General features: G+C 38.2%; 21 protein-coding genes. 12 read left to right on the top strand and 9 right to left on the bottom strand.

Annotated features, from left to right (window positions below; translation table 11 throughout):
* Positions 1–8 precede the first annotated feature (8 nt).
* Both MWU78_RS16560 and MWU78_RS16555 read left to right on the top strand, forming a co-directional pair.
* Positions 9–332 carry a hypothetical protein gene (locus tag MWU78_RS16560; RefSeq protein ID WP_246999762.1) on the top strand — a complete coding sequence of 108 codons (324 nt, stop codon included), beginning with the start codon at positions 9–11 and terminating at the stop codon, positions 330–332.
* Between the two features lie 1,083 nt (positions 333–1,415).
* Positions 1,416–1,847 carry a hypothetical protein gene (locus MWU78_RS16555; RefSeq protein WP_246999760.1) on the top strand — a complete coding sequence of 144 codons (432 nt, stop codon included), beginning with the start codon at positions 1,416–1,418 and terminating at the stop codon, positions 1,845–1,847.
* 813 nt (positions 1,848–2,660) lie between these two features.
* On the opposite strand, the gene MWU78_RS16550 is transcribed toward MWU78_RS16555, so the two are convergent.
* The 3 genes from MWU78_RS16550 to MWU78_RS16540 form a co-directional block, all read right to left on the bottom strand.
* Complete coding sequence (locus MWU78_RS16550) at positions 2,661–3,035, bottom strand: spore germination protein GerW family protein (RefSeq protein ID WP_246999758.1); 375 nt, start codon at positions 3,033–3,035, stop codon at positions 2,661–2,663.
* A gap of 860 nt (positions 3,036–3,895) precedes the next feature.
* Positions 3,896–4,657 carry a GNAT family N-acetyltransferase gene (locus MWU78_RS16545; RefSeq protein WP_246999756.1) on the bottom strand — a complete coding sequence of 254 codons (762 nt, stop codon included), beginning with the start codon at positions 4,655–4,657 and terminating at the stop codon, positions 3,896–3,898.
* Between the two features lie 361 nt (positions 4,658–5,018).
* A complete protein-coding gene (locus MWU78_RS16540) occupies positions 5,019–5,414 on the bottom strand; it encodes a c-type cytochrome (protein ID WP_246999754.1) in 396 nt (131 codons plus the stop codon).
* 832 nt (positions 5,415–6,246) lie between these two features.
* On the opposite strand from MWU78_RS16540, the gene MWU78_RS16535 reads away from it, so the two are divergent.
* On the top strand, positions 6,247–7,095 hold the full coding sequence (locus tag MWU78_RS16535) for an SDR family oxidoreductase (protein WP_246999752.1): 849 nt from the start codon (positions 6,247–6,249) through the stop codon (positions 7,093–7,095).
* A 256-nt stretch (positions 7,096–7,351) separates the two neighbouring features.
* Here the strand turns inward: MWU78_RS16535 and MWU78_RS16530 are convergent, their stop codons facing one another.
* Positions 7,352–7,762: a PA2169 family four-helix-bundle protein gene (locus MWU78_RS16530; RefSeq protein WP_246999750.1), complete on the bottom strand. Its 411-nt coding sequence runs from the start codon at positions 7,760–7,762 to the stop codon at positions 7,352–7,354.
* A gap of 1,226 nt (positions 7,763–8,988) precedes the next feature.
* Between MWU78_RS16530 and MWU78_RS16525 the strand changes: the two genes are divergently transcribed.
* The 9 genes from MWU78_RS16525 (at position 8,989) to MWU78_RS16485 (ending at position 17,350) form a co-directional block, all read left to right on the top strand.
* On the top strand, positions 8,989–9,426 hold the full coding sequence (locus MWU78_RS16525) for a response regulator (protein ID WP_246999748.1): 438 nt from the start codon (positions 8,989–8,991) through the stop codon (positions 9,424–9,426).
* Position 9,427: 1 nt separating this feature from the next.
* The gene (locus tag MWU78_RS16520) at positions 9,428–10,552 is read left to right on the top strand and encodes an ATP-binding protein (protein ID WP_246999746.1); all 1,125 of its coding nucleotides are present in this window, start codon (positions 9,428–9,430) and stop codon (positions 10,550–10,552) included.
* Between the two features lie 695 nt (positions 10,553–11,247).
* Positions 11,248–12,432, top strand: coding sequence for an alpha/beta hydrolase-fold protein (locus tag MWU78_RS16515; RefSeq protein WP_246999744.1), 1,185 nt, complete (start codon positions 11,248–11,250; stop codon positions 12,430–12,432).
* 206 nt (positions 12,433–12,638) lie between these two features.
* Complete coding sequence (locus tag MWU78_RS16510; protein ID WP_246999742.1) at positions 12,639–13,046, top strand: nuclear transport factor 2 family protein; 408 nt, start codon at positions 12,639–12,641, stop codon at positions 13,044–13,046.
* 242 nt (positions 13,047–13,288) lie between these two features.
* The gene (locus MWU78_RS16505; protein WP_246999740.1) at positions 13,289–13,807 is read left to right on the top strand and encodes a hypothetical protein; all 519 of its coding nucleotides are present in this window, start codon (positions 13,289–13,291) and stop codon (positions 13,805–13,807) included.
* Positions 13,808–14,212: 405 nt separating this feature from the next.
* A complete protein-coding gene (locus MWU78_RS16500) occupies positions 14,213–14,821 on the top strand; it encodes a class I SAM-dependent methyltransferase (RefSeq protein ID WP_246999738.1) in 609 nt (202 codons plus the stop codon).
* Between the two features lie 12 nt (positions 14,822–14,833).
* Positions 14,834–15,733: a bile acid:sodium symporter family protein gene (locus MWU78_RS16495; RefSeq protein WP_246999736.1), complete on the top strand. Its 900-nt coding sequence runs from the start codon at positions 14,834–14,836 to the stop codon at positions 15,731–15,733.
* Positions 15,734–15,813: 80 nt separating this feature from the next.
* The gene (locus MWU78_RS16490) at positions 15,814–16,677 is read left to right on the top strand and encodes a hypothetical protein (protein WP_246999734.1); all 864 of its coding nucleotides are present in this window, start codon (positions 15,814–15,816) and stop codon (positions 16,675–16,677) included.
* A gap of 91 nt (positions 16,678–16,768) precedes the next feature.
* Complete coding sequence (locus tag MWU78_RS16485) at positions 16,769–17,350, top strand: dihydrofolate reductase family protein (RefSeq protein ID WP_246999732.1); 582 nt, start codon at positions 16,769–16,771, stop codon at positions 17,348–17,350.
* A 716-nt stretch (positions 17,351–18,066) separates the two neighbouring features.
* Here the strand turns inward: MWU78_RS16485 and MWU78_RS16480 are convergent.
* The 5 genes from MWU78_RS16480 to MWU78_RS16460 all read right to left on the bottom strand — a co-directional run bounded on the left by MWU78_RS16480 (position 18,067) and on the right by MWU78_RS16460 (position 23,432).
* Positions 18,067–19,497, bottom strand: coding sequence for a glycosyl hydrolase (locus tag MWU78_RS16480; protein ID WP_246999730.1), 1,431 nt, complete (start codon positions 19,495–19,497; stop codon positions 18,067–18,069).
* A 337-nt stretch (positions 19,498–19,834) separates the two neighbouring features.
* Positions 19,835–20,920 (bottom strand): amidohydrolase family protein, encoded by a 1,086-nt coding sequence (locus MWU78_RS16475; protein ID WP_246999728.1) that lies wholly within the window; start codon positions 20,918–20,920, stop codon positions 19,835–19,837.
* 36 nt (positions 20,921–20,956) lie between these two features.
* Complete coding sequence (locus MWU78_RS16470; protein WP_246999726.1) at positions 20,957–21,178, bottom strand: Gfo/Idh/MocA family oxidoreductase; 222 nt, start codon at positions 21,176–21,178, stop codon at positions 20,957–20,959.
* 37 nt (positions 21,179–21,215) lie between these two features.
* Positions 21,216–22,520, bottom strand: coding sequence for a nucleoside permease (locus MWU78_RS16465; RefSeq protein WP_246999724.1), 1,305 nt, complete (start codon positions 22,518–22,520; stop codon positions 21,216–21,218).
* Between the two features lie 132 nt (positions 22,521–22,652).
* Positions 22,653–23,432, bottom strand: coding sequence for a DUF1080 domain-containing protein (locus tag MWU78_RS16460; protein WP_246999722.1), 780 nt, complete (start codon positions 23,430–23,432; stop codon positions 22,653–22,655).
* Positions 23,433–23,437 lie beyond the last annotated feature (5 nt).

Here is a 23,437-nt window from a genome sequence, read left to right as displayed (position 1 = left end):
ATGAAGTATTGCACCTATCGCCAAAGGAAGAAAAGCTAACGGAATCGACAGTAGAAAATATTGAAATTGAGTATCAAAACAATCAAGATGCCTTTAGCAAAGAAAGTATTATCTCTCAATTGGCCACGTTGATGAAATATGCCAATCGTTTCTACGAAAGGCAGTTTTTAAAGAGGACAAAAATGTCTAAAATTTTGTTGGAAAAGTTTAATCGGCGTATATCTGAATATTTTAAATCAGGACAACTACAGGAAAAAGATATTCCGAGCATAGAACAAATAGCTGATAAAATGTCCGTTTCGCAACGTTACTTAAGCGATACGCTTAAGTAAGAAACAGCTAAGACTACAACCGAACACTTGCACTTACACCTGATTGATGAAGCAAAGAATACTTTATTGCAACCGAATAAGACAGTAGCAGAAGTAGCGTACGAATTAGGATTTTAATATCCACCTTATTTTTCAAGATATTTAAGAAGAAAGAAGGTATAAGTCCAACACAGAATAGAGAAAAATATAAACTGAATTAAACAATGGAAATATTAAAGTTAGCTTTGGAATGGGCAAAATTCGAAGTGTTCTCAACACGTTTTTTCATCTTTTTTTCAATTTTATTCTTAACCGCAAGCATTGGGTTTTGGCAGTTGGGAAAAACGGATTTGGCAAATGCATACGTAATTCCAAACTTGGTAGCAGGGTTGTTATTTATGACCCTAGGGCTTGGTCTATTTTTTACAAATAAATCTAGGATTACTTAATTTAAAAATGCGTTTAACGCTGATATATCTGCCTTTGTTGAATCCAAAATTGAACGTTCCGAAAGTACTCTAAAGGAATACACAGTTGTATTTAAGGTAATTCCTATGTTAATTATCGTAGCAGCAGTAATAATTCCATTTATGAACACCCCTACTTGGCGCCCAATTGGCATCACAACTATTGCCATGCTGATAGTATCTCACTAAGTGTGTAAACAAAACAATATCGAGGGTTGCGAACCTCGATATTGTTTAATTTTAAATTTATACACTTATGAAAGATGAAGACCTCTTAAACGACGACTTTTTAAAGCCATTCAAGACAGGGGGATGAACTCAATTTATTGCTAAAATCCATTTAAAAACGTGGTGTTAAAATACAGGAAGGTGAGCTTGATGCGCAATTGGATTATGATATTAACCAACAATCCAATAGCAGCAATACATGAAATGGATATGTTTCCAAGAAAGTAAGGACAGCAAAGGGCCATACCTATATAAAAGTCCCAAGGGAAAAGGAAGCTCCTCCTTTAACCCAATTCCGGTCCCCAAGCGTACCAATCTGGTCGACGAGATAAACACCATCATCATCAGCAAGTAATAAAAATCATTAGCAAGCGTTATGTACATTAAAGAGAAACAACCCTAAAGAATTATGAAAAATTTGAATCCGAAATTTATAGTATTGACGTTATTTTCGATTTTGACCTTAATGGTCGCATGTGACAACGATGATGACGATGGCAACTTATCTGCCAATATTACTCTAAATGAAGGACCGAACGGCGACATCGGAGGCGATTTTACTGGAAATGGTGGTAGCAATTCCGAAACATTTGAATATCAAAACGGATTATCTACAGTAGAATACAATGCCGACATAACAGCTTCTGCTGGAGGTGTATTTCAAATGATAGTAAGGGACGCAGATGGAACTATTGTTTTGGATAAATCGTTAAAAGGAAATTTGGAACCTGATAGCTTTTCTGGTGTATCATCTTCTGGAACTGCAGGAACTTGGTCTGTAACGATAATCCTAACTGATTTTAATGGAGACGGTAGCTTCTCATTGAGCGAAGGCGATTAAAAACTAAAAATGGATGGCACAAACTCTCGGTCAAAAGTTTAGTTTTAGGAACACAGGCGATCGAAAAAATTACTACAGCAACAACTAAATCTAAAATCAAAGGGTATCCACCTTACTGAAAATTAATATCCTAAACTGATTCGAATATTGGTAAACAATTGTAGGTTTCCACTTTTGTTGTCTTACAAGTTTAAGGACATCTCTAAATTCAACAATTTATCTTTAATATTGGTCGTTTCTGGGGTGAATTCTTGCCCGAAACGGTCCTAGTATTCCCTTGGCTACATATTTCCCAATGCCGAATGGGATGTTTCCTATACAATCCTCCATATATGGGTCAATTGGAGCTGACATTTTTCAAATGCCACAACTTCATAAACACTTTTACGTTGTTTTTACTTTATGATAAAAATGGTAGAAATAGTGACTAGAAACGTTTTGTCACCAAAAAATAGTTCAACTACAAGAATACAACTAATTTGCTTCAAGATTATTAATAACAATAGTGAACACGAAACTGAACATGTTTGGGAACACATTTTTATAAACTAGCATCTGGGAAGCCACGTATTTAGGGAATATTAAAAATACAAGAAGGAATTCATAACTCGGTGGTTGGGGGCGTGCCCCCCTCTCGCTGCATAATTTAAGTTTTAAAAATCAACGGATTGGTTACTGCCAATCCGTTTTTTTATGGCTCTCTTAGTGAATTTAGCATGAAATTTTCGGGGTACATATTTTATTGACAACAAAAAGGGCAACCAGAATTTCTCTTATAAAATCCATGTTTGCCCTATGGTCAACGTTGTAATTTCAGCTTTCTACGGCCTCTTTTTCCTTGCCCCTGTTTTTGGCCAGTTTCTCTATCAGATCCGGCACTTTTTCAAATGCCGCTGCCAATCCATGAGTCTTGCCTGACGCTAAAAAGGAGATTTCTTCTCCCTTGCTTACCAAAAACCCAATTGGTTCTATGCCCACTCCCGCAGCGGCACCACCACCTTGACCTTTACCGGTCTTGGGTTGTGAACCTTCTCCGCCACCCGAGCCGAAACCCATTCCCACTTTTATAACAGGTACACATTTGAATTCGCCCAGTTCAAATTGTTCACCCACAACGGTTTCCGTCTTTGCTTCTGACTTTATAAAGTCAGTAATCTTTCCCAATAATTCTTCAAAGTTTAATTCCATGATTTATGTATTTAAATGTTAATAAATGATTTGAGCAGATAAATAGGCCTGTTTTGCAAGTACAAAACCATTTGATTTTTGCCTTCGAAGTTGATATTGAAGTTTCCCCAACGATAATTCATGAAAGCAAAGACCGGAAACAGTTTCGCATTTAATAGGCAATCGCCAGTATCCATGTTCACGAACATTTTTTTAACCGTAAACGAATTCAACAGACGTACGATCCTCCGAAAACCGATACCCTTCCCTGTTTTCTTGACCTTCTTTTTTTTTATTTTTTTTGATTTGTCCGTACGCTTCTTTTTGAAAGGATAGAAATAAAAATTCCGAAAGAGAATATTGAGCCTAATTCGCAACAATTCTTTTTGGTCCCCTTCAAGACTTACCTTGGCCAGACCCCGTATCCGCAAGTGATATTGATTCGAGCTTGTATCCATATACAGCTCGATCGGAACAAACAAAAGACCAATCAAGAATAAAAAAATAAATCCTAATATTTGGACAACGATCATTTTATGATTTTGAGTAAAGAAACCACCATGTATGATTTTCTACAATGATCTGAATCAGGTTGGGAATATTTTCAAATATGGGAATTTGCAACTTCCCTATATATCGCATCATAAATATTGATACTGGCGCTATAATGAGGGCAACTGAATACTAAGGGAGAATAACTTGTTCTTGTGGAGACCCAGACTTGCTCCTACTTCTCCGGGAAATGCACTTTTAATTGTTTTCTGGCCGCAGGCCTAGAAGCGGCTGTTAGTGTCAAAAAAATAATAAAGGATAAACATATACCCATATTACTTCCATTATAAAGAAGCTTAATTATTAAATGTGATGTCCAGGCCCTTATGTTAGTTTGCAATATTGAGTTCTTTTTTCAATATACTTCTGAATCGAGTTGCGCTTAAATAATGGTCATCTAGCAACCTACCATCATGCAAAAGGTTGAAAATACCAAAGCCAGAAGGTGCCATTTTTGCTTCTTTTACCGTGCTTATTTTTGAAACTTTTAAATCTACGTTATAATCCATTGCAACATTTAATATAGCTGCTACAGACTTTTCGTTCCAGGGGCACTGATCTGCATAAAGTAGATGCCAACCTTTGTACTTTTCTTGTTGGTTGGTCCAATTGTGAAATCTAGGTTTTTCGGCCTTACTGTTCCATGTTTTAGTAAGTAGTTCGAACCTATCCTTTACCTCTATTTGTTCAAACCCGTTCTTCTCAAAAATGGTTTTATTGGCAAGCCAACCACCCTTACTTGTTATTACACATACACCATGCATACCCTGGGCTTTTGCTGCTTTTTCAGCATCTTCAATAAGCATAGAACCATAACCCTTATTTCTTTCTTTTTTAGAGTAAATATAGGTGCAATGAATAAACATATAATTATCGGCATCTATAGGTCGCCAGGCATTTTTGGCGGGAACATACTCAATAAACCCGATCATCTTGTCTTCATCGTTTTTTAAGATTTTAATTCTTACCCCTTCTTTATAGCGCTTTTCAAACCAATTTAATTTATCCTTGAATCCTTGTCTTTTGGTGTCCTTTATGCAAAATAAAGTCTCCTGAACAGCATTGTCGGGTGTAACCTCTACCATTTTCATAATTTATCTTTTAAAGTATTTATCATTTTTGCTGTATGAACTTTAGACGTATCCCAAATGCCCCAGAAAACTTTTGGCATCCCTTAAATAGCATTCTTCACCATATGAATATCATCGATTTGCTTTTCTGCCTGAGGTATATTTATATAATGACGATGGGTTTATTTAGTTAAATCGGTTTGGGTCGGAATATGAAAAGGCATTTGACCTGTAAATATGTTTTGGCGAGAAAGGGACAGCCAACTATCGAAGAAGAATAGCCGAGTTCAATTTGAGGAGATTGGTAGGACTTGTATTTACTTGGATGTATGCAATTTCTTAATATTGGTTCTCCTAAACTATATACCCGCTCCCAATCTACTCAATAATAAGGATGGTATTGCATTGAAGGTATACTAAACTTATATTCCGTTTGAAGAAAAGCAACCAAATCAATTAGTTCCTGAACGGTCATAATTTCATTGTAATTCTTCATCTTGGAAAGGCCCTCTTCGGTAACGCCTTTTTGTTTATATTCCCGCGCAATCTTGTGGGAAGGATTTATAACCGAAGTAACAAGTTCTCCATAAGACTTCCGAGTAGATACTTCCCCGCCGAGATGGATTTGGAGACTATCGCTTTCTCCCTTCCACTCTATCCCTGATATACTATGACATTCATTACAGGCGAAGCGCTTATAGGTCACTTTTCCTTGTTCAATGTCTCCTTCAGGTAATGCAAATCCACGTGCTTGTTCATTGCAGCTACTTATAAGCAAGCCAATACATAATAAGATGATCGCCCATAAATAACTCGCCGAGATGCACAAATTTCTATTTTTACCAGACATAGGTTCCAGAATTTAATTAATGATTTGATTCACCAGCATAATAATGGATGAAACAAACATAGTGACTTAACAAAACAAAGTAAATGACCTGCGTCATTTATATGATTATTGATCATATTCGCATTACAGGAACCATTCAAGTTAGTAATGGTACCAATCGATGCGGCCAAAAGAAGATGTTAAACAAAATGGCCAGTTAATAGAACTGAATAAATTAAAAATGACCCAAAACGGTAGAAAACCGACATATAGCGGTTTCGCGCCCATATTTACCATTGTTTACCCATATTTAAACAACGGATTATTACTCTTAGGGCCAATTTTGTACCAAATTCTAAAATCATAGAATATGAAATCAAAATTGGTTACATTTATTTTCTTGCTATATTCAGTGCTGGCCTTGGTTTAATACAAATCAATACCAAATAATAAAATAAATTTAAATATTGCAAAGCAACATCTGAATGGGTTGCGGGACCAACAATAGAAAATGGAAACAAGGATAATCTTTATCCTTCCCGTAAAATTGGTTGTGATATTCCTTAGATCAAATGGTACGAAACAGATAAAAAGGACTCCTTAACCCTAGTCTTTGATTTTGAAAAAATGCTTGTGCATAGTTCTATCATAGTCGGATACGAAAACAAGCCTAAAAGCACATTAAAAAAGTGTTTAAACGTGGAATTATTGATCATTTAGGAACAGCTGAAATACTTGAAAAGGAATGGGAGACCATTAAATTGAATCAAAAATAACTATTATGAAAATTGCGGTAACATCGGCAAGTGGACAATTGGGGACAGCAGTTGTAAAACAACTTATTAAGGAAATAGGGAAAGAGAATGTAATAGGCATAGCCCGTACCCCAGAAAAAGCAGAACATCTGGGTATTGAAATTAGAAAGGGTGACTACAACAAACGCCAGGATTTTGATAAGGCCCTACAAGGTATTGATGCCGTTCTTTTGGTTTCGGGTATGGACGATCCCAAAAAAAGAATCCAACAACATAGAAATGTAATTGAAGCGGCAAAACAGAACGGAGTGCAAAAAATTGTGTACACCAGTATTGTAGGGGAAGAAAATAAAACCGCATTCAGCCCTGTGGTAAAAAGCAATCGCGAGAGCGAAAAAGATGTCCAGGCATCCGGATTGGATTGGGTGATCGGTAGAAATGGAATATACATAGAACCGGACCTTGAGTATATTGACAACTATGTAGAAGAGGGCGAGATCAGAAATTGTGCTGCAGATGGAAGATGTGCCTATACCAGTAGGGAAGAATTGGGTTATGCCTATGCGCAAATGCTTCTCGATGCAAAGCATAACGGTCAAGTTTACAAGCTTGTGGGCGAGGCCATTACCCAGGCAGAATTAGCAGGAATTATTAATCTAGTATATGGTGCAAATCTGACCTATAATCCTGTTTCTGTGGAGGCTTATGAGCAAGAAAGAAAAGAGGCCTTAGGCGATTTTATAGGAACTATAATAGCCGGTATATACGAAGGGATTAAAATTGGCGCTAACGATGTAAGTTCCGATTTTGAAAAAGCAGCAGGTAGGCCACACAAATCGGTGTTGGAAATGATCAAAGCTGTAAAAACTAACTAGAAAATGAATATTGAAAGGAATCCAACAAAGAAAGCCGTGATTGACGAAAGCCATTAAAAAACAATAACAAGGGTCTTGAGTCTAGTCCCTATCCCATTCCTTAAGGCCTTCCACCCTACTTAGAACTGTTAAATGGGGTGAGGACGGACTACCTAAAAAAAAAGTCATTCACTTAAGGTTAGACAAGAATGCTTCTTCAAACATTCTGTCCACTTCCTTTGGCAAGAAGTATTGGGTTAAGATTATATTATGTAGCTCATAGCATTGATTTTGACAGGTCCACTTCAATCCACATCTTGTGTATTCTTATTAAATGGTAAATGTCAAAAGGAAGCTTTTGCCCCTCCAAAATTTTGCGATATTCGTCCACTTCCGCCCTTTCCCTCTGGGAGAATCTTTTGAGCGTTGTATCACCATTGTCCAATGAGGGCATTTCCATGACATCCATCTCTACTTTCTGTTCGCCACTAGCGGGTAAAGCAGCCCTTACCTTGATCTTTAGAGATTCCCCAAAATTTTTCCATTCCTTGGATTTTCGCCGAAAATAGTGAATCAGCTTTTTGTTATCTGAATTGTTGGCGGCATTGTGATAGGCTTTTTCCACTTCCTTATTCCTTCTCATGATTTCCTTGAGTTTTACAAGGGTTCCTATGCTTATTGTATCCATATTCATCAGTGTTGATTCCTTTCTCAAGTATTCTAGTAAAGATGGTAATAACAAATAACCGGGATTAACCGTATCGCATATATAATTGATGCTAAATATCGAAAACGTAACAGCTAGCCGACAAAGAAGTTTCTGAGTCCCATCCTTTATTTCAAGATACCAATCTCCAGGTGTTTGAGAATTTAAAAATCAGCTGAATTATGTAAAGTATTAGGATAATTATATAACATTAATCCTTTCATTACTTCTCACCTTTGCTTTCAATAGTATTTTAATCAGAACATATGGATACGTGGAACGAGAATAATTTGCTTAACAGAATTCTTGGAAAATTGAAGAGTTTCCTTAGACCGATATATTATAATGGAAGTTCCGTTACTGTCAGGGAGCGGGAATCGGCCTTAGCCTTACAAACAATTTTGCTGGAACTCAATAATATTAAACTAATAGGTAAAAACGAGGACATCTTCCCATCTTAAAAAAAAATACTGATAGTCGGTAAGTGCTTCCAATTTATGTTGGATGCAAATAAAAGAGCAGGAACTAAAAAACTTTGCTCTTTCACGACTACAAATCAACCCATTTGGAAAATAGCCTGTGGACCAGTGAGCTTTTAAGCCCATATTAGCAATAACAGAGCAATAATAAATATAGTATTATGAGAAAATGTTTGATCCTTTTTACGTTCTATATAATTATGTTGTTTAGTCTTGTTTATTTCTGAAAAACAATCCAAACAAACGTTTTTTGAAACCTTAGCTTTACTAAAACCAGATTGGATAAGTGAACCAAAAACATATCTAAAGCTATGGTCACCAATAAATTAAAATTTCTAAAGTGTAAATTAAGGGTCCTTTATTTACACTTTTTTGTTTCCTTTGAGAATATACCTATCTTTTTTATAAAAGGGACGTTTTATAACACTGCCCACACTACAAACCGATTTTGAAAAATGGCCAATTATGATACTTCAGAAGTGCCGTCATTTCTCTTATAAGCTGCATACGGATATTAACCAAATATTCCATTGTAAGCTATTAATAAGTATATTTGTATGTTGAATCAATTTCTGAAGCCGACCTTTGTTGCTGGTAGCACCAAGGCTTATCACCGCCTACAGAAAAATGGCCCCAACACCCGTTAAACCATTATTGCTTTGTAAAACTGCCTATAACACCTAAAGACATTCTCTTAAAAGATTTTCTAAGGCATATATATAGACACAAATGAAAAATATTTTTCTTGCTGATGACGATGCCGATGACCGCGATTTTTTTATAGATGCACTTAAGGAAGTAAACCTCCCAACTGATATTACACTTTCCAACAATGGCCTGGAATTGATGAAAAATCTCGAGATGTTAATCCAACATCCACCACCCCACGTAATTTTCCTGGACCTGAACATGCCTTTTAAAGATGGCTTTCAATGCTTGGAGGAAATCAGAAATGCGCCAAAGCTAAAGGATATTCCTGTTGTTATATTTTCAACATCGGCCAGTGATGTTTATATTGATAAAACATATGAACAAGGCGCAAATTACTATATTCAAAAACCTTCTTCGTTTAAGCTTTTGGTAAAATCAATTGAAAAAGTGTTAACACTTGACATGTGGCCATCACCTCGACCTCAAAAAGAAAACTATATTTTATCAATTACCTGATATGATACGAATTCAATTAGCCAAGGCTCTCAGATCGCTTGCTTTTCTAAATACGGAGAAAAAAAGGCGGGCAGCGGAATTGATTATCGCCAACAAGGAACTTATAATTCAAAACGAGGAGAAGGAAAAGCGGGCGGCGGAATTGGTCGTTGCCAACAAGGAACTCATTGTACAAAACAAGGAGAAGGAAAACCGGGCAGCAGAATTGATCATCGCCAACAAGGAACTTGCCTTTCAAAACGAAGAGAAAGAAAAACGGGCGGCGGAATTGGTCATTGCCAACAAGGAACTTGCATTTCAAAATGAAGAAAAGGAAAAAAGGGCCTCGGAATTGATTATAGCCAACAAGGAACTTGCCTTTCAAAGCGATTTAAGGGAAAAAAGGGCAACAGAATTAATTATCGCCAACAAAGAATTAGAATCTTTTACATACATATCCAGCCACGATCTGCAGGAGCCATTGCGAAAAATACAGATTTTCTCAACCCGCTTAATTGACGATGAATCACAAAACTTATCCGAAAAAGGGAAAAGCTATGTACTGGGAATGCGTGATGCATCAACACGTATGCAATCCTTGATTCGCGATTTACTTGGTTACTCCCGTACAACTACTTCAGAAAGGAAATTTGTAATCACTGATCTCAACTCCGTAATAGAATTGGTAAAAAAAGATTTTACGGAAACCATAACTGCAAAAAACGCCAAAATTAAAGTAGTTGGACAGTGCGATGTGCAAGTCATTCCCTTTCAGTTTCACCAGCTAATACAAAATATAATTGGCAACGCCCTTAAATTTTCAAAACCGGACTTAGCGCCTCTAATTATAGTAAAGAGCGAAATTATAAAGAGTAGCGACGTAAATAGCGATAAAAAATTACCTGCCGAGGAATATTGTCACATTACAATAACGGACAACGGAATTGGATTTGACCCCCAATTCAAAGACCACATCTTTGAATTATTTAAACGCCTTCACGACAAGGACAAAATACCAGGGACAGGAATAGGGCTTGCAATCGTAAAAAAGATCGTAGAAAATCACAATGGTTTAATCACAGCAAGCAGCGAAATTGACAAGGGGTCCAGCTTTGATATTTATATTCCTTCGACCTTACCGCTATAATGGTGAGTGACATTGAATCTCAAATAACAGATTATCAAATGATTAAACTTGAGGTTTCTGTCTCCTTTATAGCACCTTACCCCCTACTTGGCTATCCGTTCACCTTAATTCAAAAAAGTTTTTGAATCAATATTCCCTTCTTGGCATTTTACATATGAACCACTAATGGGTAGACAAAGAAAACATGTAATACAACGGGGAATCCTGTATTTCATCTATGAAACAAATACCAAAACCAATATTTGTTACCTTAGAAGCTAAGAATCTAGCTCTTGGTTGTACTCCCTCCTCTATACACCAACGAAAATTTATTGCATTAATAAGAATTATAGACCACTAAACAGTATTCCGGTACCGTCCTGTTGACCTAAAATTTGCTCAATTAAGTATAGCAACTTGTTGCAGTTTCAGTAAGTTGCACAATATTTTGACCATGCTCAAAAGTTAAAATGTAAAATGAAAACTGATTTTGATCATAGGAACGTTTATAAGTTCGCCATCTTCATCATTGGGCTCCAAATTGTGGTTTCCTTGGTTCAAATTATTGTTGAATCCCTTGCGGGATTTCGGTTCTACCTATTTAGCCCGTATTTCGAGCCATGGTTTATTTTAATGAGTGTCATTACCATAGTGGTTCACCTGATATTGATTTGGTATTTCCGGATTAAAAATATACAATTGCATTATTAACCCTTGTGGCAACTTTTGTAGCCACCTTAGCCTATACTCTGTGGGTGTACACGGCCCTATCCGATCGGGAATTGTGGGAATTTATCCCGAAGGCTTTTATAATGCTGCTATCTGTTGGGGCAATCTATTCCGTTAGCCTTTTTACCTCTGGGACAAGACATAAACGTTGGTTATTTTGGGTAGGGATTATAGGGTTATCGTTGGAGCTTAGCCTGATCGCACTTATGTTTTGGTCCATATACACCACAAGCGAAACTATTCCCCTTACCATTCAAAGAATTACTCCATGGTTTTTAGTAGCATTAAGCCTGACCCTTACCTTTTATATACTGAATTTCAAAGAGGAATTGTCCTTGTTTAAAAACAAGGACAATTCTAAGCCTTCTAAATTGTTAACGGGTATAAGCAATACACTTGGAATAATTTCCACCATTGGAATAATTGTGGTATTGAACAGTGGTTTTTCTGAATACTCTTGGGAAAAAGGGAAAGTGGCGAGATCCAAACTATTAGCAGGTAATTTTGAAGCTAGAACGTATGTGAACATTCAAAATGACACACTCAGGTATCGGTTGTTATTGCCCAAAAATTACGATAGCAACAAAAAGTACCCCTTAGTGGTCAACTTACACGATGGCAGTGGTGTTGGAAAGGACAATTTGATTCACTTGCAAGCAACAAGCACCGCACAACTCTTGGCGACCGACGAGAATCGTGAAAAATATCCTTCCTTTATATTCATGCCCCAAAGCCCTTCCAACGCTGGTTTCGGAGGTGTTTTAAACGAACCGGATATTTCAAGCCTTGTTTTCGAAGCTATGGACTATCTAGAACAGGAATACAACATTGATGACAAAAGACGCTATGTTATAGGCATGTCACTTGGAGGTTATGGTAGTTGGCATTTCATTGGAGTAAAACCAGAAAAGTTTGCCGCCGCTGTACCTATTTGTGGAGGAGGAGATCCAGTTTTGGCATCAAAGATGACCAATATTCCCATCTGGGCATTTCATGGTAAAGATGACAAAGCGGTACCAGTAGATTTGACACGGAATATGATCAATGCTATAAGGGAAGCTGGAGGAAGTCCAAAGTATACGGAATTTTCTTCTGGGCATATTATCTGGGACAAAGTTAAAAACACCCATGGATTTTTGGACTGGATTTTTGCCCAAAAAAGGACTGATTAATTGAGAAAGTTCCAAAAAGCTATCAGATAGATTTCGTAAAAAGAAATAACCACGGCAAATATTAGATATAGTAAGTTGTTGCAATAAGAATTGAACGAAATAAATTAAGCGAACCTGGACTTATAGAGTCCTTAGAAAGAAAGAATCCGATGTACGAAAGACTTAAAAAGAAATTGATATACATTTTTTAACTTAAAGCAAAAATTATGGAAAACACACAAAACCTTCAAGTTATTGAGAATCTTTACAACGCTTTCGCTACCGGAGATATGCCTACGGTTCTCGGGTCAATGCATTCAGATATTGAATGGAACGAAGCCGAAAGTAATTCGCTTTCAGACGGCAATCCCTATATTGGTCCAAATGCAATTTTAGAAGGCGTTTTTGCTCGCCTTGGAGCCAACCATGAGTACTTTGGCTTGAAGGATGTTAAAATCCACGGCATGAATGGGAACAAGGTCTTGGCCACCCTACGTTACGATGCTAAAGTAAAAGCAACTGGAAAGCCCTATAATGCCCAAGCTGCCCATCTATGGACGCTGAATAATGAAGGAAAAATTACCGCCTTTCAACAATTTGTGGATACCAAGAAGTTGGCAGACGCGGAAGAATAATTTTAATGGTATTGACGGATAGTAAAAAAATACCCCGATAAATAGCCTGTCAGGCAATCACTAATATGATTGCTGGACGCCAATCGACTTAATATATATAGAAACTTGTTATTAAACACTTATGAGTGATCTTAAGTATCGGATAAGTAAGCATCGGCTCGTGTATAATCCGAAAGTTCCGTGTCTTTTTATACGCTAACTTCCTTATACGCACCGTTGCGTGGAATTAATAATAGTACGATATGACAATAGAAGAACTATTTGAAGAAAAATCGATAAAAGCTAGAGCTAAGGCCAAAGAGATCTGTCAATGGCTGGTAAATGGGGATTTACCGCTGGATGAACTTTTGTCTTTCGCAGAAAATCAATCTCCGGTTAATAAAGCAACCTGCATTGAGGCTGTTGAGTGCGCAACAAAGAAGACTACAGAAATTGCTGATGAACCTCTACTGGAATACATGACCCATACATTGACAAATGATGAGCCAAGAGTAAAATGGGAAAGTGCGAAGGTAATCGGGAACATTGCAAAGAAATTTCCAAATAGTTTAAGCGAGCCAACCAAAAAATTGCTTGATAATGCAACTAACAAGGGAACCGTTGTTCGGTGGGCAATAGCTTATGCCCTTGCGGAAATTTTAAAGCTCAAAACAGAAATCAACAAAGATTTAATACCAAAAATTGAGAAACTAATTAAACAGGAAACAGATAAGGGTGTTAACAATAAATACTTGGATGCCTTAAAAAAAGTGAAGAAATAAAAAGGTAGCACACACAAAACCCATAAGGTTATGTAGGCTTGGTGTTTAAACCCCCATTTTGTCTTTATTTAGGAACTCACGCAAGCCAAAATTATACGCTAGCCAAATGTTTAAAATTTTGCTTTTAAAATAATATTAAAAAAAATAAACTCGCACACCCCCGAAGCGGTACCTACCCCACTTTTTTATTCGGGCAGGCCATTGGGAGGTACAAAAAATCTGCTTTGCCTAATTAAAAGACAGGCTGATGGGTTTATAATTTGCTGAAAATTTGGTAACTTGTTAGTATATCCGAAGGTTACATTGCTGCTTCGAAAAGTACGGCAATTGAGGGAGTCGAGTTTTTAATTTTCTTGAACATAAACTCTTGGAGTAATGAATTTAGTGAAGTCAATCGGAAAACAGATGCAATACCCGAGAGGAGTATTCGGCAAGATTTTGTTTGCCTGGATGACGAGAATGACTATTGCCCATGCACGCTGGACCGTAGACCTCATGGATATACAACCCGATGATGATATCCTCGAAATAGGTTTCGGAAATGGTGCCAACATTAAATTGCTCTTACAACGAGCGGTCAATGGGACCGTGACAGGCGTAGAAATTTCAGATACTGCAATTGAAATGGCTTCTAGGAAAAATGCCAAATTTATCTCCGAAGGAAAGGTGAATCTACTTAAGGCTGCAGGCAACGCGTTGCCCTTTAAAGACGGTGTATTTGACAAAGCATGTACAGTTGCCACGGCATATGTTATTGAAGATCCGGGCGCCGTATTCAGAGAAATGTATCGTGTTCTTAAACCCAACGGAGGTGTAGCGGTAACTTTTCCTGTCAGGGAGAATTTTATAAAATTTAAACCTGTTGCAGCAGAAGGCTTTTATCTCCATCAACTTGCAGATCTTGAAAAAGCCTTTCGCGATGCCGGCTTTATGAATTGTAAAACTGAATATAATGATCAGGTTAAATTTGGTGCCCATTGTATGCTTGGAATGAAACCCACTACTATCAGCTAAAAAGAACGAGCGATGGAAGACATCAATCAGATCCCTTTTAATTTCGATCCGCGAATCGGTTTAATTGTCGGCATCATGGTCGGCTTCCTGGTTTTTGCAGTATCCTTGGATTTGACATGGGAAAAGCTGCGAAGAGTACTCAAAAAGCCAAAGGCCCCCACAATCGGACTTGTTGCCCAATTTGGAATCTTGCCTGCGATTGCCTTTCTGACCGGTTTGTACCTAACCGATTCACCCAGTATTGCACTCGGACTTTTACTGGTCACTTGTTGCCCAGCTGGAGCACTTTCCAACTATCTTACCGGGGTAGCAAAAGGGGATGTGGCTACTTCCATAAGTATGACTACAATTTCCACACTTTTCAGTATCGTACTTACACCGTTGTTGTTCGGTTTTTGGGCTTCCATGAACCCATCTACTCAGGAAGTACTTCAGAATATAAGTATGGATCCGCAGCGGGTGATTATGACCTTGCAGATCATGTTGATTATTCCAGTTACTGCCGGTATGCTCCTACGCGCAAAGCGACCGGTTATAGTGGATCGAATACGTAGAGCGGTCCGTTTAGTGGCAGGTATCGTATTTGCCGTAATCGTTGCAATGATCATTGGGAGCAACTTTAAGTCCCTTGCACTTTTAGCTCAAACCGCATTATTTCCTGTTCTATTCACTTTCGTTGTTGCAGTGGGTTTAGGCTGGGGAATCGGATGGCTGGCCGGACTTATGGCAGGGGAACGTAGAGCAGTGGCAATTGAGGTGGCATTCCAAAACGTTGCTCTTGCCATTGGGCTTGGTGTTACATTTTTCCCTACTCTCGGAGGCATAGTAGCCGTCTCCATATTATGGGGCATAGTGCATTTAACATTGGGATTTGGTCTGGCAATAGCATGGAACCATATCAAAATTGAATAATGGCAGATTGAAATTAAAGAACAAACAACGACTAACCATGTTTACAAAAATTGGCGAAATGCAACTTGAATCAAGGTATAATGAATAGGTTGATCCTAATTTTTTTCTATTACTTCTTGTGTCTTTCCATTGCAGAAGCACACCCGGGAGTTGGCATTGTTATGGATGGTAACGGCAATGTATTCTACACAGACCTGACCCATGTTTGGAAAATATCACCGGACGGAGAAAGGTCGATAGCGGTAAGGAATGTCCATACACATGAACTTTATCTTGATACAAACGGTGATATTTTCGGAGAGCATGAATGGTATGAGGGAGAAGCTACCGACAAGTGGGGCAATTATGTATGGTGTTTGAGCAAGGATGGGGTACTTGAAAAAACAATTCCTGATGTTGAAGGGTTTTTGGACAACAATACATTGATAAGGGATATGGAAGGCAATTCCTATTGGGCAAAGAAGTCTGGGGATTATCAAATTCTAATGAGACAGACCATAAATGGCGAAAATTCCAAATTCACCAAACATCAGTTTAAGGATATCCGCTGGACACATTTTTCAAAATATGATAACAATCTGTATGTAGTGGATATGCTGGAAATAAAAAAAGTATCCCCATCTGGAAATATAACCCTTATTGCCGATAATCTCAAGGAAACCAAACTGCCTTTTGAAGGTGTAGCAGACCGTCATTACATATTTGGGATTTGGAAAGATACGGATAGAAATGTGTACGTAGCTGTCTATGGTGCAAGTAAAATTAAGAAGATAGACGCTGCTGGTAAGATTACAACGGCATTCCATTCAGAATCTGGTTGGTCTCCCTGTGGAGGAATGATCGCTCCGGATGGCACTCAATGGATCATGGAGTTTTCTAAAAACAATAATACAAGGGTAGTTAAAATAGACGCAATGGGAGAAAGAAAAGTCTATGGAGGCTAAGAAGACTGCATGGAGACTCAGATTGCCAGCCCAATAACTTCATTGTAAAAAGACAGTAACAAACCCTAAACAACATTAAAAACAGAACTTTATGAGAAATATAATATCATTTGTGCACATATCGCTGGACGGTTTTGTAGCAGGACCCAAAGGAGAAATGGACTGGATAAAACTCAACGAAGAAATTTTTGATCATGTAGGGAAACGGATAAGCAAGGGCGACACTGCATTATATGGCCGGGTAACCTATCAGTTGATGGAAAATTACTGGCCTACTGCAGCAGACAAGGCTAAAGCCTCCAAGCACGATATAGAGCATTCCAAGTGGTATGCCAAAGTCCACAAAGTTGTTATGTCCAGAACAATGAAAGGTGCTGATTTGAGCAATACAAGAATAATAAGCGACAAGCCTTCGGACAGTATTAATGACATAAAACGATCCGGCCAAGGCGAAGGTGAGGACATCTTGCTATTTGGCAGCCCAACGGCAACACATTCACTTATGCAACAGAACTTAATAGACGGCTACTGGCTATTTGTCAACCCTATAATTCTTGGCCAGGGCATTCCGTTGTTTAAGGGTATCAAAGACAAAACAAAACTAAAACTATTGTCAACCCACCAATTTAATTGCGGAGTAACAGAACTGAATTATATAGTGGACAGAGCCTAACAAGGAAGTAAAGTTAATTACTTGCCCTATTCCTTTGGGCGTTCCCTCTTAGGTCGGTCGGGCTCTTGGCTATATCCCTTACGTTGCTGCGGGGATGCAGCCGTGGTCCCTGCCTTCGGTAGGCAGACGCAGTCGAGAGGTATTGGAGGCTTTTTTCATTAAAATGAGGTCTCGACTGCGCTCGACCGGACAACACTACCGTAAACTACTTAATAACCATTAGAAATTGATAGAACTCAAACAATAGATTATATTTATAATACAAATCTAAAGGCCGGTAGACAGGCGCAGTCGAGAGGTATTGGAGGCTTTTATCATTAAAATGAGGTCTCGACTGCGCTCGACCAGACAACATTACCACAAACTACTTAATAACCATTAGAAATTGATAGAACTCAAACAATAGATTATATTTATAATACAAATCTAAAGGCCGGTAGACAGGCGCAGTCGAGAGGTATTGGAGGCTTTTTTCATTAAAATGAGGTCTCGACTGCGCTCGACCAGACAACATTACCATATACTAATTATTAACCATTAGAAATTGATAGAACTCACCTTATTTAGAATAAAGTATTCTTGAACCTCCTTCCTCTGTAGGCCTAACGCATAATACAGAATCAAACTGCAGTACATTAGCGCACCCCTTCCCTCCTATTTAGCTATCCGTTGGCGATAGTAGTGTGGAGAAAAAGGGATTTAATGTTTTTGATAGTTTACAGAGCTTCAAAAAGAAGTAATCTAACGGTCGATTTTGGCAGGTCTACTATGAGGCTGAAATCTTTGCTGCTTAATATTTGTTCGCGGTCCAAGTCCAAATTGTGATTATCGTCCAATACATATTCGCTACACTTCAGTTCGTTTTTAAAAGGAATATTCTTGATCTGGAGTTTATAACGAGAGATTTCATCTTCAAAATTGCTTATTAAAACTGCTGTTTTTCCCCCACCTAAATCAGTAGATGCAATAATAGAAACACCCGTTTCCTGTTTATTACCAACGGTAGAAACCCGCGTGCCCAATTGTACCATTTTGTGATAGGCTTCCAATGCATGAATTGCTTTTTTGGGTATTCCTGATTCATCAAAAAGCCCAATACGAAAAATGGTTCCAAAAGCGGAATAGTATTGCGCCATATCCAGTTCTGTATCCTGCATATAGGATAAAACTGAGACGGTAAAGGCTGAGCCAGGGGCGCCGGTGGTTTGGGCAAATACATCTCGCGATTCCGCTCTGTTTTTGCCATCGGGCCAGTATGGTATGTAATTCCATTCGGATAGACTGATTTCCACATCTTTAAACCCATGTTTTCTTATGGTAGCGTTGGATATTTCTATTCTTTTCATGAAGTCGTCCGTACTTTTACTATAGATATGATAGGAAACAAAGTCTAAAGGGGAATTGGTATTTTTGCAATGTTTAAGGAAAGCCTCGCCAAGCTCACTGTCCATGTTAAAGGCGATTGTAGGACCTCCAACTTTTAGGTTGGCATCGAGTTTTTTTAAGGTCTTGGCCGTTATTTCATATAATTGAAGATACTGTTCTTGGGTTCCTGACCAGCAATCTGCGATGTCCGGCTCATTCCAAACTTCCCAATATTGAATATCCCACTTAAAGCCATCGGCCCAACCCATATTATAATGCTGCATTATCCGGGAACAAATGCGCGCCCATTTTTCAAAATCTGCCGGAGGATGGATGTAAAATTTTGGTTCCCCGTGCTCTATACTTTCACCCAATCTAAATATTACTTTTGCGCCCAGGTCCAAGATCGACTTTATATAAAGGTCCGTCTTTTGAAAATGATAGTTTGCCGGGTCATTTTCATCGGCATCAAAGTTTGGAAAGATGGTATGGATATCAACCGTTTCTTCATCGGAATATCGTGTATCATGCAGGCGTACATGTGGAGGGCCAAAGGTTTTGAAATATTCACTATTGTCAAATGCATTTCCCAATCTAATTCTCGGACCGCCATTGACCCCGTTCAAGGGCTTGAAACCCCCCATGGTTTTGGATACATCTACAGTAAACTCGGGTAAGGTTGCCGTGTCATTGCTTTGAGCCAGCAGTGCATTTCCTGATAGTATTCCTAAAAATAAAAAAAGACCAAAGAATGCAGATGTAATATCATTTTTTGTGTTCATGGGTTTTTGCTTCGCTATTGTGGGAAAAAAATCTAAATTATGATGCATAAGGAAGATGACTTGGATATACTTTTTTTTAAATAATCGCATTGAATTGGCAGCACCTTAAAAAACTGTAATTATGAACCAATTGATAGTCAATGAAAAGTTACGTTCAGCAAACAAAGCATTATTTTATCGATTAAGCAAATACCGATCCCAATAATCGTTATCTTAGAAGAATAGTCACAAACATTTGGTTGTAGTACTCCCATACTTTACACCACAGAAAATATCATTGAATCGACGATATTAGAAATTTTCTTCTTTTAAGTTAATCACCTAACTGTTCATAATATCAAATGCCATTTGTTGGAAACATCTTAAGCCATTTTTTTGCGTTTTGATAAAATATTTTATCCACAACTTCCTTAGGAAGTTTCAATCCCTTAAACTCTTCATTTACCAGATCACTGGCCATAACCTCATCGGTAACGAAAAACCGCCAATCCGTTAGCCACATTTTATGCATCTCCTTGTGCATTTCTTTGACATTTTCCTTGCCATCATCGGCCAAATCGGTTGCATAGAGGATCCGATCTTGGTACTTAATAAAAAAGGCACGTACCTTTTCCCTATTTTCTACAGTTTGATAAAAAACTTGCCCCATTCTGGCAGCGAGGTCTATGGACATATTGGGAAACTTGTCCAACCGTTTCGCCAATTCATCAACGCTCCACTCTAGACTCCCCATGTGTGCTCCAATAAACACAAGATCGGGGTGTTTTTCCAGCATACGATCCCGAGCAGCCATCTGTTCTTCATAAGAAGGTAGTTCCGGGTGTTGGTACATGTGGTACTGTGGATGTTCCGAAAAATATTTCCGATCGTTGTTGGTTGTCATTTCATCTAGGGGAAGCCAACAGTTTTTTGGTTCTCCCAAATGACCTATCAATGGTATCTTATTACTGGCTAAATAATCGAATATGGTATCCAGCTTGGGATTGTCCACCATTATTAGCTCGTTATCCTTATCACGAAAAACCATGCCAATATTCTTCCAAACCTTTACAGCTATGGCCCCTTCTTTAAAACTCTTGTCCAACCAGGAAATGGTATTCTTTGTGAAGTCTGGGTTATCCCAATCCTCTATGGAAAAGGAGGTAGCGAACTCATAATCCTCAGGATGCCCTTTCTTTTGAGCAAAACAATAATCATATTGTTCTTTAATAAGTTCCTCGCCTTTTGAAAGGTCGACCATAATATTCAGCAAACGAAAATTGTCTTTCTTTGCTTGATTTACAAAACTGTTCCGATCTGCAAAAACATGAATGTGGGTATCAATTTTTTCTACCTTGTCAAAATCGTCCAAAGTATAATATTCATTCTTTTCACCACAAGAAATCGTTAATAGTATTAATAAGGCAATCCATGATTTTTTCATCTGTTTAATTTTTATAGTTTTTATCTGATATTGGTATTAATTGGCATTGGGATCAGTAGTTTTCATAGCGGCTTTAAAATTGTTGAACAACGGATAAGAACCTCCCAACTTATTGTTTAGAACCTCTTTACTCTTGCCAGTTGAAACCAAACCCGAGATTTTAAATTCCTTTAAATTGTGATAAGCCGTTACATGGGATGCACCCATATTTCCACAGCCCACTACCAGAACACGCACCGGACTGCTTTTATTAACCATATTATTATTAAATTTTATTAGTACATACTTTAGGGAATTATCTTTCCGTTTTTAGATCAGCACTATCGGCTAAACCGCCCTCGAAATCCTTTTGACCCCTATTGTCCTTTACAGGTAAAATGTGCGGCACCTTGTTGTCTACTTCTAAGGTGCCTACAAGTTTTTCTCTGAAGAAAAACATAAATAACAAACCCACCAATAAAGCAATTATTGCTGGAACCAACCAAATGGATTCCCATTGGTAGCTCAAGATGTCATTAATGTTGACAAGAAAATCATCGGTTACTGCTCCTGAAACAAATGAGCCAATAAACATTCCCACCCCATATGTTGCAAAAGTGATAAGCCCCTGGGCGGAATTTCGAAAGGAGGGTTTGGACTTCTTATCAATATAGATCTGTCCTGTAACAAAAAAGAAATCATAACATACACCATGTAATATAATTCCAAAATACAACATCCAAATTCCTGGACCTATATCCCCATAAGCAAATAAAAGATAACGTATTACCCAAGCAAAAATACCTATCAGCATCATTTTTTTAATTCCGAGCCTTCTAAAAGCAAGGGGCATCAATAACATGAATAAAAGTTCGGAAACCTGCCCCAAAGTCATTTTAGCTGCAGCATTTTCCATCCCTATGTCATTCAGAAAAGGATTGGCAAAGTTGTAATAAAAAGCCAATGGGATACAAACTAGAATAGAGCTGACAAAAAAAACAATAAATGACCTTTTCTTAAATAAAACCAAGGCATCTAGTCCCAATATGGCAGAAATGCTTGCGCTTTTACCTGTAGGCGGGGTACTTGGCAAGAAGAAGCTTAAAATACCAAGCACCAAAGAACAATATGCCGCAATGCGGAAGGTCATAAAAGAAGTCTCCAATTCCATAAACCCTATTAAAAGTCCCGCTGCTATCCAGCCCACGGTTCCTAAAACCCTAATCCGTGGAAATTCCTTATCGGGATCCTCCATTTGCGAAAAGGAAATGGAGTTAACCAAGGACATCGTAGGCATATACAACAATGTGTATAGCAAAATTAACCACCAAAATTTTTGAAAATGCTCCACGGTACTTATATAATATAAGGTGGCAGCACCCATTAAATGTAATGTCCCCAATACCTTTTGTGCAGAGAAAAATCGGTCAGCTACCAGACCTACGAAAAAAGGAGAAATAATGGCTGCGATAGAAAGGTTTGCATATGCTGCCCCCACTTGGGTTGCATTTACCTCCAACGAGGACATCAGATAGGTGCCCATGGTAACATACCACGCTCCCCATATAAAATACTCCAATAGCATTAGAACGGATAAACGCAATCTTACTGAGTTTTTCATGGAGGTGAGTTGGTTGGTTATATTTTTTTATGCAATGAATTCTAAGGGTTGAAACTGATTATGCTTTGGAAACAACGGAAAACCTCACCTTTTATAATCGGACTTGTTGTTACTCATCCATAGGATTCCCAACTATTTATTAAGCAAAGGAGCTATCTGCTCAGCAGTAGTTACCCCTGGCGGCAACTCTATTACTTTTAAATTCCTGAAATGAATCTCCGCACCTTCAGATTCGAGACAGAAATAACCTTTCTTCTGAGTGGATTTAGAAATACCATTTACAAATTTACCGTTAACAGAAAGTTTAATGACTCCATCTACACATACTACGTCATAGGTATTCCATTCTCCCTTTCCCTTACATCTATTCTCTACGGACTTACTTCTTTCCCCCCTTGGATTATCTGGTAGGGTCACCACTCCCCCTACACCCCAAACTTCCCCATGGACATAGGCTATGGGCTGCTGAACACCATCTTTTGCATTTATGTTTACCCAGTCCAATTCCAACATCTGGATTTCAACACCGTCCGGCAATGGGGAATTTCCCTTTGGATCGGCACCGCTCCATGCAAATATTCCAGAATTGCCCCCTGCTTCCATATGTCGCCATTCTACATGAAGAATAAAGTTTTCATATTGTTTCTCCGATCTTACTACCCCAATTGGATGGCCCAAGTTTACCAATACCCCATCTGCACCCACGGTCCACCCCTCTTTAACGGTATTCACATTGATCCATTTAATGGTAGATTCTTCTCCCGACTTCCCTGAAATCAAATTCTCCAAGGTATCCTCCTCTCCAAATTCAAATTCAAATGCTTCATTCTGGGCCTCGGCCTGGAAAGCAATCATTACAATTATCAATACCGATAAAAGGGCAGATTTTCTCTTAATCGAAATTTTCTTCATGTTTT

The organism is Arenibacter sp. F26102, assembly GCF_023015865.1.
Taxonomy (GTDB): Bacteria; Bacteroidota; Bacteroidia; order Flavobacteriales; family Flavobacteriaceae; genus Arenibacter.
Note: the sequence above shows the minus strand (reverse complement) of the source record. Positions and strands in the feature narration are given on the sequence as shown.